Origin of the sequence: Vibrio splendidus (assembly GCF_001557875.1) — a bacterium.
GTDB classification, from domain to species: Bacteria; Pseudomonadota; Gammaproteobacteria; order Enterobacterales; family Vibrionaceae; genus Vibrio; species Vibrio splendidus_F.
The window spans coordinates 1,655,226-1,669,512 of sequence record NZ_LNRF01000001.1; the positions used below are offsets into that span (position 1 = coordinate 1,655,226).

Below are 14,287 nucleotides of genomic sequence, written 5' to 3' on the forward strand. Positions count from 1 at the left end.
TCCCTTTCGCTACTTAACTCAAGCATTCGCGCCATCTACTAAAGCTTATCAACTACCCGACTCGTGACAGTTTGAGAAGCTTTCTTAAATCATGAATCATGCCTTTAGATTGACCAACTAGCTGCGAAGGATCAGAAACGCTTTTGTACTCCATTACCAACTGTCCTAGTGGGTCAATAATGACAATGGAAGCAGGCGAAAACTCGGTACTTAACTGATCACCACCAGCTAACAAAGATAGAGCAGGCTTATCGAGCGAACCCGTTAACGAGTTACCCTCCGATACAAAAACAACAGGGGTCACCCGCTCTTTGTTTTTACCTAGCGCCAAATAGCTTTGATTCAAGTAATGGAGTTGTTGTTCACACAAGCTATCGCACTCAGTCGGAGCAATGTAACCCACCAGCCATCCTTCTCCTTCCACCGGCGCCGTCAACCCAAAATCTTGCAACGTCACTCTTGGCTCAACCAACTCCCCCGTGTTTGTCACACCAGATGTGTACCAATTTTGCTCTAACACGGTTTTAGCGATAATGGCAGGTAAGGCGAAGATCAGAATCAATCCGATTAATACAAGGCGACCACGTGAGCGACGCTGTTTAAACGCAGCCAAGTTTGCATCGGTACTGTCCTTGTTAAGTTGTACTTGAGACTTATCCATTTTGATTCCCTGTATTAAGCGCTGCCGTTCGCTATCTGTATTTATGTCATTTCGGGCATTTACTTCTTATTAATGTGACTATGTTTCTTTAAGTGTCGGTAGCCAATCAATAACATCAGAGAGAGCAGTACCGCAGCCATCACGAACCATTGAAACGAATAACCAAAGTGCTTATCAGACTTCATCGCCGTCGGGCGCCATAACATTTCATAAGGCCATGAATCTAAGCTCTGAGGTTGAAAGATAAACGGCAACACCTCTTGTCCTGTATATTGCGATAACGCCTCTATATTGATGTTTTGAATTCTTTTCGGTGCCGTATTCTCCAACCCAAGCTCCTGACTTAACGGATTCACTGAACGTGTGTACAAACGCCCAGACATGTTGGTTGGTAGCGTGACGTTTCCGATTTGTGGGAGCTCTCTTCTGTCATTATTTGCTGCAACGAACCCAAGATCGATCAACAGTTGTTTTCTTCCATCTTGTGTTTGAACCTCACCGAGCATGTAAATCACATACCCTACCGTTCCTTGGTTAATCTGGTTATCTAACAGGAGAATCAAGCCACTCGTATTTACTAATTCAACATCAACCTTTAATCCGTATAGGGTTTGAAGGGGCAATGAATCTTGGTCAGAGGAACTCATGTCTCGAAACTCAGAAATAACGACACCTAAAGGTTGTGACGATAGCTGCGCTCTCTCTGTTAATTGCTGTTCATAACGCAATTTCTCGTTACCACGATCTAGTTGCCACAAACCCAACTTGATTAAAGCGCTGACTGAAACCACAGTTAAAACAACCGCTATCCAAAAACCTTTACTGCGGAACTTGTGTTCATCCTCAATCAATCGGTTTGGAGTTATCACTATGGCGTCATCTACCTTTGTATTGTTATTTAAAATTGTATTGGTCGCTTTGTTGTTTTTTATCGCTTTCAATTTGATGAAAGGTCTAATCCAAATCGCCTCAGGTAAACACAATGGAAAAAGGCTCAGTCACTTCTTGGGTCGTCGTGTGATGCTTTCTGCCATCGTGATACTGTTGCTTTTACTGGCTCTTGCTTCTGGAACCATCACTCCAAATCCACGACCTTATTAGCACTTTCAGGTTTATCAACGCTCTCAAACTTATTTGTTCTTTCAAGTGTGGCTTAGAGCAGCTCAATATGTCGTTAAAGTACATAGACAAATACGAACAACCCTAACCAAACCACATCGACAAAGTGCCAATACCAACTGCCCGCTTGGAAGGCAAAGTGGTCTTTCGGAGTAAAATGATCTTTCGCAACCCTTGCTAACAACACAATCAAAAAGAGGGTTCCTAAACAAACATGCAAGCCATGGAATCCTGTCAGTAAGAAGAATGTGTTGCCATAGATACCGGATTGAAGTGTCAGCCCCATCTCTTGATAAGCGTGAAGGTACTCTTCAACTTGGAAGAATAGGAAGAAGCCAGCTAGAACAATAGTTATCTCCAACCACACGATCAAAGCCATACGTTTATTTTGTTCAAGACTGATATGTGCCATGTGCAATGTCACAGAGGAAAGCAGCAGAATAATGGTGTTCTTAAATGGGATACCTTGCCAAGACATGGCTTCTGTCGTTACGCCACCTGGTGTAGTCGTTAGCGGCCATATTGATTGGAACATCGGCCACAATACTTCATGGGTCATTTCATTATTGCCCGCACCACCAATCCAAGGCACAGAAATCATGCGAGCATAGAAAAGCGCACCAAAGAAAGCACCGAAGAACATGATTTCAGAGAAGATGAACCAGCTCATACCTTGCCTAAAAGAGCGAGATATTTGCTCTGAATAAACACCACTCAGTGACTCTGTAATCACGTTACTAAACCAACCCGCGAGCATATACAGAAGAACAGCGAAACCCACTAACAGCACCGCTTTGCCGAATACGCCACCAGCAGCGTCAGTACCCATGTTTTGGACGGTTAACCCTGCTCCGACCGCAACAAGAAACAGAGCAACGGCACCCACTAGCGGCCAATGGCTTTGATGTGGAACGAAATACACTTCCTTTTTAGAACTCATCGCTCGACTCCTTTTGTTGATTCTGGTTCTGTAATTTCTTAATTACTTGCGAGTACATTAGGCTCAGGTTCGTTTACTCCCCCAACCACCTTACTCGTGATATTGAATAACGTATAAGAGAGCGTCAGCGTGTGAATCGATTCTGGAATATCTGGCTCTATATAAAATATCAAACCCATTTCGGCGCTCTTGAAGCCATCAAGTGGTTGCTGATTAAAGCAAAAACACTCCATCTTATTGAAGTAGGTTGCCCCCATACCTGGAGATACAGATGGCACAGCCTGACCAATCAATGAGGCTCCAGAAAGATTTTTGGCAATATAGTTAGTTTGAACCACCTCACCAGGATGAACCTCTAACACTCTCACTTCAGGCGAAAAATGCCATGGCATATCAGGCTTAATATGAGACATGAACTCCACCCGAATCGTCCGAGAGTAATCAGGTTGCATCCCCTGAGGTTGAACCGCAGAAACCGTATTGGTTTTACCGTTGATTCCCAAAGCCTCACACATCACATCATAAAGCGGCACCAAAGCGAAACCGAAGCCAAACATCGCAACCACGCTCAACACTAAGTAGCCTGTCAGCTTTTTGGATGATCGCTTGGGCTGGTTTTTATCTAGATCGCTTTGGTTATCACTCATGATTCAGCCCTCTAATCCACTTTAGGCGGATGAGTAAAGGTATGATGAGGTGCTGGGCTTGGTACCGTCCACTCTAACCCTTCAGCGCGCTCCCATGGTTTACTCGACGCAGGCTCCCCACCTTTCACACACTTGATGACTAACCACAAGAAGATCAATTGAGACAAACCAAAGGCAAAGCCCCCTATCGACACCACTTGGTTAACATCAGCGAACTGGATAGCGTAGTCTGGAATACGACGTGGCATACCTGCCAAGCCTAAAAAGTGCATAGGAAAGAACAGCACATTGACTGAAACTACTGAAGTCCAGAAATGCCACAGACTAAGCTTGTGGTCGTACATATGCCCTGTCCACTTAGGCAGCCAATAATAGGCCGCGGCCATAATCGAGAACACGGCACCAGTCACCAGAACATAATGGAAGTGAGCCACAACAAAATAGGTGTCATGATATTGGAAATCAGCAGGAACGATAGCGAGCATCAATCCAGACAAGCCGCCTATCGTAAACAGTACAATAAAGGCGATTGTGAAAAGCATTGGGGTTTCAAAGGTCAATGCACCTCGCCACATGGTCGCCACCCAGTTAAAGACTTTCACACCGGTCGGCACCGCAATCAGCATGGTGCAATACATGAAGAACAGTTCAGCAAAGACCGGCATACCCGTGGTGAACATGTGGTGCGCCCAAACCAAGAATGACAGCAATGCAATACTGCAAGTCGCGTACACCATCGAGTGGTAGCCAAACAAACGCTTGCCACTGAATGCAGGGATGATGGCTGAGACAATACCAAAAGACGGTAAGATCATGATGTACACTTCGGGGTGACCAAAGAACCAGAATATGTGCTGGAACATCACCGGATCACCACCACCAGCGGCATCAAAGAAGCTTGTTCCAAAGTATTTGTCAGTCAGTACCATGGTGACGGCACCGGCCAGCACCGGCATAACGGCTATCAGTAAGAAAGCGGTAATTAACCAAGTCCATACGAACATCGGCAATTTAAACCAAGTCATACCCGGTGCCCTCATGTTCACTATGGTTACGATCACGTTAATCGCCCCCATGATCGAACTGATCCCCATAATATGAACTGAGAATACGAATAGCGCGGTACTGTCTGGACCATAAGTGGTCGAGAGTGGCGCATAAAAGGTCCAACCAAAGCTAGGGCCGCCGCCCTCAGTAAACAAAGATCCGATTAAGATTAGAAACGCAAAAGGTAAGATCCAGAAGCTGAGGTTGTTCATTCTCGGTAGCGCCATATCAGGGGCACCGATCATCATTGGGATCATCCAGTTAGCCAACCCTGTGAATGCTGGCATCACCGCACCAAATACCATGATCAAGCCGTGGACTGTGGTCATCTGGTTGAAGAAATCTGGCTCAACGAGTTGTAACCCCGGTTGGAATAGCTCCGCGCGGATCACCATTGCCATGGCTCCACCCGTTAAGAACATCGCAAAGCTGAACCACAAATAAAGTGTCCCAATATCTTTATGATTGGTTGAATATAGCCAACGAGCCCAGCCTTTAGGTGCCGCATGTGAGTCGTGATCATCAACAGGCAAATCACTATTGCCCAGCGTACCTTCCACAGAATGGCTTAGCGCTTGGTCTTCTGCTGGAGCCGATTTCACCGGCTTATTAATTGGTGAACTCATAACTGCTCCTTAGCATCACTTTGTGCTTCGTCCGATGAGCTTTCAGAACCGCTTTCTTGCTTGGTCTTATAAGCATTCACATCTGAAGCCTGAACAATATCACCTGTATCATTGCCCCAAGCGTTTCGTTGATAGGTCACTACCGCTGCGATCTCTTTCTCGGTTAACTGATTATCGAATGCTTGCATCGCCGTGCCGCCACGTCCATAAACAATGGTGTCGATATGAACACCCACATCACCAAGAGCAATAGGGCTCCCTTTAATGGCAGGGAACGATCCAGGAATACCCTCACCGTTTGCTTGATGACAAACTGCACATCGAGTTTTGTAAACCTCTTCACCGATCATATTCAACTCTTCCAAGGAAAGTGACGCATCTAATGCATCTTTCGCGGCTTGTTGTTCAGCTATCGCTAACTCTTTCTGCTCGGCTAGCCATGCGTCAAACTCGGCTTCTTCCATGGCATGCACCACTATCGGCATGAAGCCATGAGCACGACCACATAGCTCAGCACATTGGCCGCGATATACCCCAGGCTCATCGATTTTTGTCCAAGCCTCATTGATAAAACCTGGAATGGTATCTTTCTTAACGGCGAACGCTGGCACCCACCATGAGTGAATTACATCGTCGGAAGTCATTAAGAAGCGGACTTTACGGTCAATAGGCAATACAAGTGGCTTATCAACTTCTAGTAGGTAATGCGCGCCTTTCACTTCGATGCCTTCAATCTCTTTGTCGCTGGTCGCTAGAAGGCTGAAGAATTCGACATCCTCACCAAAGTAGCTGTAATGCCATTTCCATTGTGATCCAGTGATTTTAACTGTCAGGTCTGATTGGGAGGTATCTTCCATCGCTATCAAGGTTTTGGTGGCAGGTATGGCCATAGCGATGAGGATGATAATAGGAATGATGGTCCAGAGGATTTCAACTTTGGTGCTTTCGTGAAAATGAGCGGCTACCGCGCCCTTCGACTTTCTGTGCCTCAGAATCGAATAGAACATCACACCAAAAACGACGAAGGCGATTGCACAGCAGATGTAGAAGATAAGCATGTGAAGTTCATAAACCTCACCGCTGATCTCAGTCACACCTCTTGTCATGTTGTATTCACTACTTGCATGCACTAAAGGCGACACTAAAACCACAACAAAACTCTTCAAAAGCCACGCTAGCCTAACCAGTAATCTTTTCAAAAGATCTCTCCTTATCCTTCCTAATTGGATACTTGCGACCTAAATGTCGTTACGAGCCATATTTCGTTGTGAGCTAAGTTTCATTACAAGCTATATGCCATTACGAGCCAGACAACATTCATTGTTATCCCGACTACACATGAAAAGGCTGAATCTGAATCTCAATCTACAACTCACATGGAGACAGCTTTAAAACACTATCAACCTCATATCTCCCCATGAGCCAATACGGCTCAAAAGCGTTGGAGGTTTCCATGAAAGATTCAAAAACGGCGAATTTGTTAAATTTTGTTATATTTATGTAAAAGGCTAGTTAGTGATATCCAATTGTTCAAGGTAAGTTTACTTACTAAACAGTCAATTATTTGAAGTGACTAAGCTACATGCCCTCTTGCCGTTGGAATTTATTTTATATCGAGTTTTACGATTGCTTTCATAGAAATGATAATCAATATCACTTAAGTTAAATCAACAGTAAGTCATACAGACATTAAAAGGTTTAGTGATTATGCAAGATGCAATGAATTGGTTAGCGAGAGACCCAGACCCGAGAACTCGTGAAGAGCTTCAACACCTCATCGATGAAGGAATGCACGACGAATTAGAAGACCGCTTTACGCAGCGATTGGAGTTCGGAACAGCAGGTCTACGAGGCAAAGTGGGATGTGGTCCAAATAGAATGAATCGCTTAGTGATACAAGAAACCGCGACTGGGCTTGGTCATTATTTGATAGAGCACGTTGCAAATGCCAAGATTCGTGGTGTTGTTGTGGGCTATGACGGCCGCTTAGATTCAAAGCAATTCGCTATTGATACCGCTTCTGTACTCACGGCTTTGGGTATTAAGGTTTACTTAACCTCGAATGTCGCAGCAACCCCTATCGTTGCTTTCGGTATTGAACATTTCAACGCAGCCGCAGCTGTTGTGGTAACGGCTAGTCATAATCCACCAGAATACAATGGCTTCAAAGTGTACTGGGAGAATGGTGCTCAAATCATTCCACCGCATGATGCTGGCATTGCCTCTGAAATCGATATCGCATCGACCAAGCCTATTCCTTTAATGAGCTTGAGTGACGCGGAAGCACAAGGCAAGTTAGTGTGGTTAACTGAAGGCTATTACCAAACGTATCGCGCTGCGATCAATCAGAGCCCATATGTGAGTAAAGACATTGAATCGGCGAACACCACCATCACCTACACCGCTATGCATGGTGTGGGCGCACAAATGGCTGAAGATTTGCTCCATGATTCTGGTTTCCATAAGGTATTCAGCGTTGCAGAACAAAGAGAGCCTGATGGTAACTTCCCAACCGTGAACTTCCCGAATCCGGAAGAAAAAGGCGCGATGGATCTGGTGGTTAACTTAGCAAAAAGTGTCGATGCCGACATTGCTTGTGCCAATGACCCAGATGCGGACCGATTTGCGGTTGCGGTTAGAACAGATGATGGCTCATACAAAATGCTAACTGGCGACCAAGTGGGTGTGTTATTCGCACATTACTTACTGTCAAAGCCACATGCCAAAAACCAGTTAGTTGGCAACAGTATTGTATCTTCAACCTTGCTTGAAAAAGTGGCTCAATCTCATGGTGCGACTTATTTCCAAACGCTGACCGGGTTTAAATGGTTAGCTAATATTGGCATGCAATTAGAAGATGAGAATAACGAGTTCTTGTTCGCCTATGAAGAAGCGTTAGGCTACACCATTGGTACTCAGGTACGAGACAAGGATGGGCTATCGGCTATCGTCGTGTTTGCTCAATTGGTTGAAGAGTTAAAATCTCAAGGCCGAACGGTTTGGGATCTCCTTGCTCAGATTTCATTTGAACATGGGGTTCACACCAACGCGCAACGAAGTATTGCCCTCGACCCAGATTCACCGTCGATTGGTTCTAAACTCCGATCGGCACAACCTAATGCAATAAACGGAGTCGCTATCTCTGTGATTGAAGATCTACAGTCTTCTTTGCGCTTCGTCATTGGGGGCAATACTGAAGCCATTAACCTGCCTTCGAGTGATGTGCTCATCTATCATCTCGAGGACGGCTCACGCATTATCGTAAGACCTTCCGGCACAGAACCGAAAGTGAAAGTCTATTATGAGACTGTGACAAAGTTTGAAGGGACAGAAACGTACGAAGATACTCGCTTGCGCGGCGAACAGTACATGGAAAAACTGATTGAACAGCACCAAAAAGAGTTAAACTCATAGCGATTTAGCGTGTTCACCATGTAACGGTTATAAATAAAAAATGGACGCTCGAAGCGTCCATTTTTGTCTCAGCGGCTAACCGCAAGAAGATGTCTGGTTTGATTCGTCTACGAAGTAAAGAAAGAAGACAACATCCAGATCGCCAATACGATGAAGACTCCGCCCATCACTTTCTGTTGATAGGTGCGAAACTTAGCATTTTCCACCAGTGACTTACCAATCGTACCCACTAAAGCCACCAGCAAAAAGTTGAACGTTAGGCCAAGAACATTCAATAATAAACCCAGAACAAGCATCTGCTCACCGGAAGTCGCTTCAATATTCGTCGATACGAACTGAGGCAAAAACATCACGAAAAAAACCAAGGCTTTAGGATTAAGCAGGTTACTAATAAGTGCTCGTTGGTAGTAGGCTTTTGCTGCAAAGTTATCGCTTAGCTCAGGCGCGTTACCCTGCTCTGTCCGAAGGCAATCCCACCCCATTTTCAATAAGTAGGCTCCGCCTAAAAGGTGAAGGGCTTTAAGCGCTATTGGGCTCATTGCGATCAACGCTGATACACCCATAGCCGCTAACACTGTCAGAATGATTCCAGAAGTCGCGTTGCCTAAACTTGCGAACACACCAACCTTGCGGCCATAGCTCATACTTGAGCTCGCGATAAGTAACATATCAGGGCCAGGTAAAAGTAGAAGTGCAACAACGGCAGTCAGGTAAACAGGTAAGATGGTTAAATCGATCATGTGGGTCAGCATTGATAAAAACGGAGGCGGATTTTATATCAATTACCAACACCCTTCCAGATGCAATCAGTTGTTCGTCGTTTATTTATTCGAATTAAAAACCAGCATTAAGCGATAATTCCAATTTATTAACTAAATAGAAAAGACTGATTAACTTGCTACCCACTCGATCTCAATCAGTGTCGTTTCACCACACTTTAGACGACCAAGGAATATATCACCTCGATGCACCTCACCAACACCTTTAGGCGTACCTGTCATTACAACATCGCCATCAAGAAAAGTAGTGTAAGAAGATAACTCTTCGAGGATAGTTTGTGGAGAGTAAAGCATCTGCTCTACATGCCCTTTTTGAACGCGAACACAGTTGATAAACAGCTCTAAATTCAAGTCCGTGAGCTCCAAGTCAGTAGTAGGAACAAAGCGACTGAGAACAGCAGAACCATCAAACGCTTTAGCACGCTCCCAAGGCAAGCCTTTCGCTTTTAAGCTACTTTGTAGCTCGCGCTTGGTAAGATCTAGTCCTAAACCCACAGCTGAATATTGGCCACTTTCGACGATGAAACAGATTTCGGCTTCGTAGTGCAGTGCTTCTTGATGAAAAGAAGACAGAGATGACGTAACACTGGTACTCGGTTTATTGAAAACCACCATAGCATCAGGGATTGCATTGTTTAGTTCTTCGATGTGATCGACATAGTTACGCCCAACACACAACACTTTGCTGGGAGTTGCTGTTCGTTTCGAATTCATCAATTGTTCCTGATCTACAACGCTGCTCATAGTTTATCCCTGAACTATTTTTGGAGTGCAGAGTTTAACGCATCATAAAATGAGAGTCTTTGACAAGATGGTTACCAATATCTAAATTCTGATCTTGAGCTCAATTAAATGATTTAAATACTTTTATCCGAAGATCGCGACATATAAGAACTGATGACAAGAGCCATAGCTTCGTAGATCATAGCTACGTAGACAAAATGAATAGTTGGGGAGCATGAAGGAAAAGCTAAAACAGGTGTGTATAGAACGAAAGAAGCCCTCTCAAACCAAAAGGCTTGAGAGGGCTTAGCATGGTGTCTAGGACAGTATCCTGAAGGTAAACCTAAGGAGTAAACACTATGCTAAATTAGTTTTCGACTTACAGGTAGTAACGAGCACCAAGTAGCCATTGGTCATCAGCTTTTTCTTTGTACTCACCAGAACCTTGTAGGTCGAACTGGTAGCCAGCAAAACCTACGAACTGAGATGTGAAGTTGTATTCAGCTTGTAGAGCAGTCGTGCTGTATACAGTTTCGCTCTTCTTATCATCTTCTACAGCTTCGTAGTTAACGCTTAGGTTAAGACTGTTAGAAAGTGCGTAAGACGCTAGTAATTCAATAGCAACTGACTCTTCAAGAATCTGGTTGTTACCAGAATTCATGTAGTTGTTCATTGCGTAAACACCAGCAAGGTAAAGACCTTCAGCGCCGTAAGAACCGTAAGTTGCACTTACTACGTGAGAATCCGCAGTTTGTGAACCAGCTACAACGTAGTCTACGTCACCAGTGTTGTATGCGTAGTTTGCAGTGAAATCTGCAATGGAGTAGTTCAAAGCGATTTGACCACGGTTACCGTAATCAATTGTATCAGCTTTGCGGCCTTGCCATGCAACACCTACGTTTAGAGAACCAGCATTCCCGAAATCGATCGCATTACCGTAGCTAACCATCTCTTCACCACGGCCAGTACCTAGATTGCCGTGATCTTCGTAGATGAAGTCATTCGCGAATGCAATTGGCATATCAGCTACACCAGCAACGCTGTAGTAAGGCGCCCATTGAGTACCAACAGCTGCACGACCTAAGTCATCATGAGAAACACCAACATAACCAAGACGAGTAGTGAAAGACTGTTCACCACCGTCAAGCATGTTTAGCGCCCATTCACCTTTAGCGTCAGCAGTAAAGCCGTTACCTAGTTCGTGAGTTGCACCGAAGTTGATACGTGGAGAAACAGTCTCTACACCAATATCATCGCTGTTTTGACGGTCATCGCTATTTACGTCACCAACTGCAACTGAAACGTGGCCGCCAACTGAGAATGTTGTGCCGTCTTCGTTGTAAAGTTCTACTGCAACTGCCTGTGTACCAAATACTGCACCAGAAATTGCTAGCGCTAAAAGTTTCTTATTCATTGTCATATCCATTTGTAACTGGGTGAGTTATTCACTAACAACCTCGTGCTTACGGAGAAGTTGTTACCTGCATTTAACAAGTAGGAAAACACTAATATACGAATGACAAAAAAGTTGCATTAAAATATATAAAATAAAACAAATCACACTATAAAAAACAAAAAATCAATACTAAACAAAAAGATAGAGCACAAACCTGTCGTAACCTTTTTTATATTTTGAGACCGATTGCTCATCAACTTTTGATTTTTCAATCGCAAAAGTAGCATTAAAATTCAAAGCAACATATTACTCATTAGACCATTGAGTGACATATCTTTAACTTTGAAACATTTTGTAACACACAGAACTCGGCTGAAATATTTTGCTTTGTGAAACAATTCCCAATTTGAGCTAGGAAAAATCACTCAATTGGAAGTTCACTAGAAAAAAGACAAAAAAAGGGCAACCAATCAGCGACCGGTTGCCCTAAATAACACATCATTAAACTCTTATTTGAAGCAAACTTCAGCCCAGCGAGCTAAACCTGCAGTTACCGAACCGAAATAGTTGCCACTCACAATAGGTACGTTAGGCACAGCTTGTTGTACAGCTTCACGAAGTATCGGTGAACGAGCTGAACCACCCGTCATGTAGATTACGTCTGGCTGTTTCTGACCTTGTTGAATCGCTTCTTTAACCAACTCAATCATCTTAGACTTTGGGGTTTCAATCGCTTCAACCATCTGTTCGATTGAGATGTCCACCTCGACCAATTCAGAGGCAACATTAATCGCAGCACGATATTGAGAGGATTCTGCCAGCGCGATCTTAGCTTCTTCCGCTCTGCGCACAATGCCGTAACCTAAAGTATCATGATAAACCTTCATCAAACGTTCTAGCTTTTGAGGCTCTGACGCTTCTTTACGAAGTAATTTCAATGCTGCTAGGTTTTCTCTTGAATAGAAATTCTTTTGAGCTTCAACATTATTAATCGCAATTGGATTCCAGAATTGAGTCAGTGGCATATCGATACCCGAAATGCCTTTGCTGCCCATACCAAAAGGTGACATCAGTTGTTTGAACGCAAGATAGATATCAAGGTCATTGCCCCCTACCCTTTGTCCACTGTGTGCGAGCAAACTCTGGGTACGATCCGCTTTACCAGACCAAGTTGGTCCCATTTCTAACAATGAACAATCGGTGGTACCACCGCCAATATCCACAACCAATACCGTTTGGTTTTCAGTTAAGGTGCTTTCGTAATCAAGACCTGCAGCTACTGGCTCAAATTGAAAAGCGATATCAAAGAAACCGGCACGCTTAGCTGCGCGAGACAGTATATCTTCAGCTTGTCGGTTCGCCTCTTCACCACCTCGACCATGAAAGTTAATTGGTCGGCCGATGACGGCTTGTTTGATCTGCTCTTGAGTCGTAAGCTCAGCTTGGTGTTTAATATTTGCCATCATGGCGCACACTAAATCTTCGAAAAAGCTCACCTGAACATCATGCAGTCCACTCGCACCAAGGAAAGACTTAGGGGACTTAACATAATAAACGTCGCGAGGGTCTTCTAAATAGAGATCCAACGCAGCCTGACCAAATGCCATGTCTTCTGGCACTAGATCGATACTCTCTTCTCTGTTCAGAGCAATAGCTCGTCGGAGTACTTGCTCACCGATCGTATCACTCGGCTTGATATTCAAGTGGCGGAATAGATGTTCAGAAACGCTTTCACGGGTAGGCGCAAACACGGTTGAGGGAATATAGTGGTTGTTACCTTCTAGCGGTAACAGGCTTGGCTCTCCATTAACCATCGCCGCGACAGAACAGTTAGCCGTTCCATAATCAAATCCAATAAACATAGTATCCCCCACTCAACAAAAGGGGCAAGATGCTACCTGAAAAGCCTTGAAATTACGAGGTCATTTGCTTCTTTCGCTTGGTCATTTTTATTTTTCTGACTCTTAATAGCGAAACAAGTATGCTACATTTCAGCGCAAATGAATCACAGGTTAGTTAAATGAAAACACCTTGCCGAGCGGCTTGTAAAAATAACGGTGGAATGTGCAGTGGCTGCTTTCGAACTATGGATGAGATTATAGGCTGGAAAGGCTTATCTGAAGACGAAAGACTGTCTGTCATGAATAACCTTAGCGGTGTAAGTTCCACTCACCAGTGTCCACAATGCAATGAACCGGCTCAGTGCGATATTAGTGCAGGTAAAGAAACGTGTTGGTGTTTTGAACTAGAGAAGAGAGACACTAACTCCGTACCTACAACTGGGGTATGCATGTGTCGTAAGTGCTTGTCTGAGTTGCCGATTCAGTAGCCTACCAAGATAAAAGCCACTCAAAAAGAAAAAGCGAGAAAATCAAATCTCGCTTCAAAACACTTGTTGTTTAGTAAGTATTTACTTCTTCTTTAAAGCAATTTACTTATTACTTAGCTTTTGCAACCAGCGCAGGCTGAGAAAACTGTATTCCGTTCCAGCCATGAACCATGAAGTTACGAATATTTTGATGGTCGGTGTTCTCAGGAAAAGCTAGCACGTCATTACGATAAAATTGACCAAAACAAGCAAGTGTTTGCTCTACTGATAGGCCTTGCGCTAAACCAAAAGCAAAAATCTTACACGAACCATTATTTTGCCCTGCTGCATTCACCACCTCGCCATTACGAAATTCACTCTCCGTAAAATCATAGTGAGCTTCAATCACCTGCATTGTTTCTTCAAATTGCACGCTTTCTGGGGTTTCAGCCAGAGTATTTAATAAGGTTTCCAGTTCCATTTACTATTTCTCCATCAAGTATATAACTGACAGCAGTGTATCTTGTTTTTCGGTAAGAGTAAGCCGTTGTTTACTTTGGACAGCGATTCACTTTTTGGCTTACAATGCTAATTACCTCAATGAAACTAATGACATAGTTTTATCAG

Annotated in this window: 14 protein-coding genes; 3 read left to right on the forward strand and 11 right to left on the reverse strand. The window is 44.0% G+C overall.

Annotated features, from left to right (window positions below; translation table 11 throughout):
* Window positions 1–52: 52 nt before the first annotated feature.
* Entirely contained in the window at window positions 53–661 is a 609-nt protein-coding gene (locus ATB74_RS06995) for a hypothetical protein (RefSeq protein ID WP_061017511.1), read from the reverse strand.
* A gap of 59 nt (window positions 662–720) precedes the next feature.
* Window positions 721–1,644 (reverse strand): SURF1 family protein, encoded by a 924-nt coding sequence (locus ATB74_RS07000; protein WP_081090073.1) that lies wholly within the window; start codon window positions 1,642–1,644, stop codon window positions 721–723.
* On the opposite strand from ATB74_RS07000, the gene ATB74_RS07005 reads away from it, so the two are divergent.
* On the forward strand, window positions 1,532–1,762 hold the full coding sequence (locus ATB74_RS07005) for a DUF2909 family protein (protein WP_060981602.1): 231 nt from the start codon (window positions 1,532–1,534) through the stop codon (window positions 1,760–1,762). The genes ATB74_RS07000 and ATB74_RS07005 overlap by 113 nt on opposite strands.
* A 73-nt stretch (window positions 1,763–1,835) precedes the next feature.
* On the opposite strand, the gene ATB74_RS07010 is transcribed toward ATB74_RS07005, so the two are convergent.
* Genes ATB74_RS07010 through coxB form a run of 4 tightly spaced genes read right to left on the reverse strand, consistent with a single transcriptional unit; the run spans window position 1,836 to window position 6,239 of the window.
* Window positions 1,836–2,720 (reverse strand): cytochrome c oxidase subunit 3, encoded by an 885-nt coding sequence (locus tag ATB74_RS07010; protein WP_061017514.1) that lies wholly within the window; start codon window positions 2,718–2,720, stop codon window positions 1,836–1,838.
* A gap of 38 nt (window positions 2,721–2,758) precedes the next feature.
* Window positions 2,759–3,367 carry a cytochrome c oxidase assembly protein gene (locus tag ATB74_RS07015; RefSeq protein WP_061017516.1) on the reverse strand — a complete coding sequence of 203 codons (609 nt, stop codon included), beginning with the start codon at window positions 3,365–3,367 and terminating at the stop codon, window positions 2,759–2,761.
* 11 nt (window positions 3,368–3,378) lie between these two features.
* Complete coding sequence (gene ctaD / locus ATB74_RS07020; RefSeq protein WP_061017519.1) at window positions 3,379–5,040, reverse strand: cytochrome c oxidase subunit I; 1,662 nt, start codon at window positions 5,038–5,040, stop codon at window positions 3,379–3,381.
* Window positions 5,037–6,239 (reverse strand): cytochrome c oxidase subunit II, encoded by a 1,203-nt coding sequence (gene coxB, locus ATB74_RS07025; protein ID WP_061017522.1) that lies wholly within the window; start codon window positions 6,237–6,239, stop codon window positions 5,037–5,039. Before coxB ends, ctaD begins: the two co-directional genes overlap by 4 nt.
* A gap of 508 nt (window positions 6,240–6,747) precedes the next feature.
* Here coxB and ATB74_RS07030 point away from each other — a divergent pair.
* Window positions 6,748–8,454, forward strand: coding sequence for a phospho-sugar mutase (locus ATB74_RS07030; RefSeq protein WP_061017524.1), 1,707 nt, complete (start codon window positions 6,748–6,750; stop codon window positions 8,452–8,454).
* A 107-nt stretch (window positions 8,455–8,561) separates the two neighbouring features.
* On the opposite strand, the gene ATB74_RS07035 is transcribed toward ATB74_RS07030, so the two are convergent.
* From ATB74_RS07035 to yegD, 4 genes are all read right to left on the reverse strand, one after another.
* On the reverse strand, window positions 8,562–9,194 hold the full coding sequence (locus tag ATB74_RS07035; RefSeq protein ID WP_061017526.1) for a LysE family translocator: 633 nt from the start codon (window positions 9,192–9,194) through the stop codon (window positions 8,562–8,564).
* A 150-nt stretch (window positions 9,195–9,344) separates the two neighbouring features.
* Window positions 9,345–9,977: a fumarylacetoacetate hydrolase family protein gene (locus ATB74_RS07040; protein ID WP_061017528.1), complete on the reverse strand. Its 633-nt coding sequence runs from the start codon at window positions 9,975–9,977 to the stop codon at window positions 9,345–9,347.
* 358 nt (window positions 9,978–10,335) lie between these two features.
* Entirely contained in the window at window positions 10,336–11,370 is a 1,035-nt protein-coding gene (locus ATB74_RS07045) for a porin (protein WP_060981609.1), read from the reverse strand.
* A 491-nt stretch (window positions 11,371–11,861) separates the two neighbouring features.
* Entirely contained in the window at window positions 11,862–13,214 is a 1,353-nt protein-coding gene (yegD, locus tag ATB74_RS07050) for a molecular chaperone (protein WP_061017529.1), read from the reverse strand.
* A 158-nt stretch (window positions 13,215–13,372) separates the two neighbouring features.
* Between yegD and ATB74_RS23725 the strand changes: the two genes are divergently transcribed.
* Complete coding sequence (locus ATB74_RS23725) at window positions 13,373–13,681, forward strand: DUF1289 domain-containing protein (protein ID WP_081090074.1); 309 nt, start codon at window positions 13,373–13,375, stop codon at window positions 13,679–13,681.
* Window positions 13,682–13,790: 109 nt separating this feature from the next.
* On the opposite strand, the gene ATB74_RS07055 is transcribed toward ATB74_RS23725, so the two are convergent.
* Entirely contained in the window at window positions 13,791–14,141 is a 351-nt protein-coding gene (locus ATB74_RS07055; RefSeq protein WP_060981611.1) for a HopJ type III effector protein, read from the reverse strand.
* Window positions 14,142–14,287 lie beyond the last annotated feature (146 nt).

Bases quoted from the DNA above. Each gene is read 5' to 3' on its own strand.
- ATB74_RS06995 (WP_061017511.1), bottom strand. From the start codon at position 661: ATGGATAAGTCTCAAGTACAACTTAACAAGGACAGTACCGATGCAAAC.
- ATB74_RS07005 (WP_060981602.1), top strand. From the start codon at position 1,532: ATGGCGTCATCTACCTTTGTATTGTTATTTAAAATTGTATTGGTCGCT.
- ATB74_RS07010 (WP_061017514.1), bottom strand. From the start codon at position 2,720: ATGAGTTCTAAAAAGGAAGTGTATTTCGTTCCACATCAAAGCCATTGG.
- ATB74_RS07015 (WP_061017516.1), bottom strand. From the start codon at position 3,367: ATGAGTGATAACCAAAGCGATCTAGATAAAAACCAGCCCAAGCGATCA.
- ctaD (WP_061017519.1), bottom strand. From the start codon at position 5,040: ATGAGTTCACCAATTAATAAGCCGGTGAAATCGGCTCCAGCAGAAGAC.
- ATB74_RS07030 (WP_061017524.1), top strand. From the start codon at position 6,748: ATGCAAGATGCAATGAATTGGTTAGCGAGAGACCCAGACCCGAGAACT.
- ATB74_RS07035 (WP_061017526.1), bottom strand. From the start codon at position 9,194: ATGATCGATTTAACCATCTTACCTGTTTACCTGACTGCCGTTGTTGCA.
- ATB74_RS07040 (WP_061017528.1), bottom strand. From the start codon at position 9,977: ATGAGCAGCGTTGTAGATCAGGAACAATTGATGAATTCGAAACGAACA.
- ATB74_RS07045 (WP_060981609.1), bottom strand. From the start codon at position 11,370: ATGAATAAGAAACTTTTAGCGCTAGCAATTTCTGGTGCAGTATTTGGT.
- yegD (WP_061017529.1), bottom strand. From the start codon at position 13,214: ATGTTTATTGGATTTGATTATGGAACGGCTAACTGTTCTGTCGCGGCG.
- ATB74_RS23725 (WP_081090074.1), top strand. From the start codon at position 13,373: ATGAAAACACCTTGCCGAGCGGCTTGTAAAAATAACGGTGGAATGTGC.
- ATB74_RS07055 (WP_060981611.1), bottom strand. From the start codon at position 14,141: ATGGAACTGGAAACCTTATTAAATACTCTGGCTGAAACCCCAGAAAGC.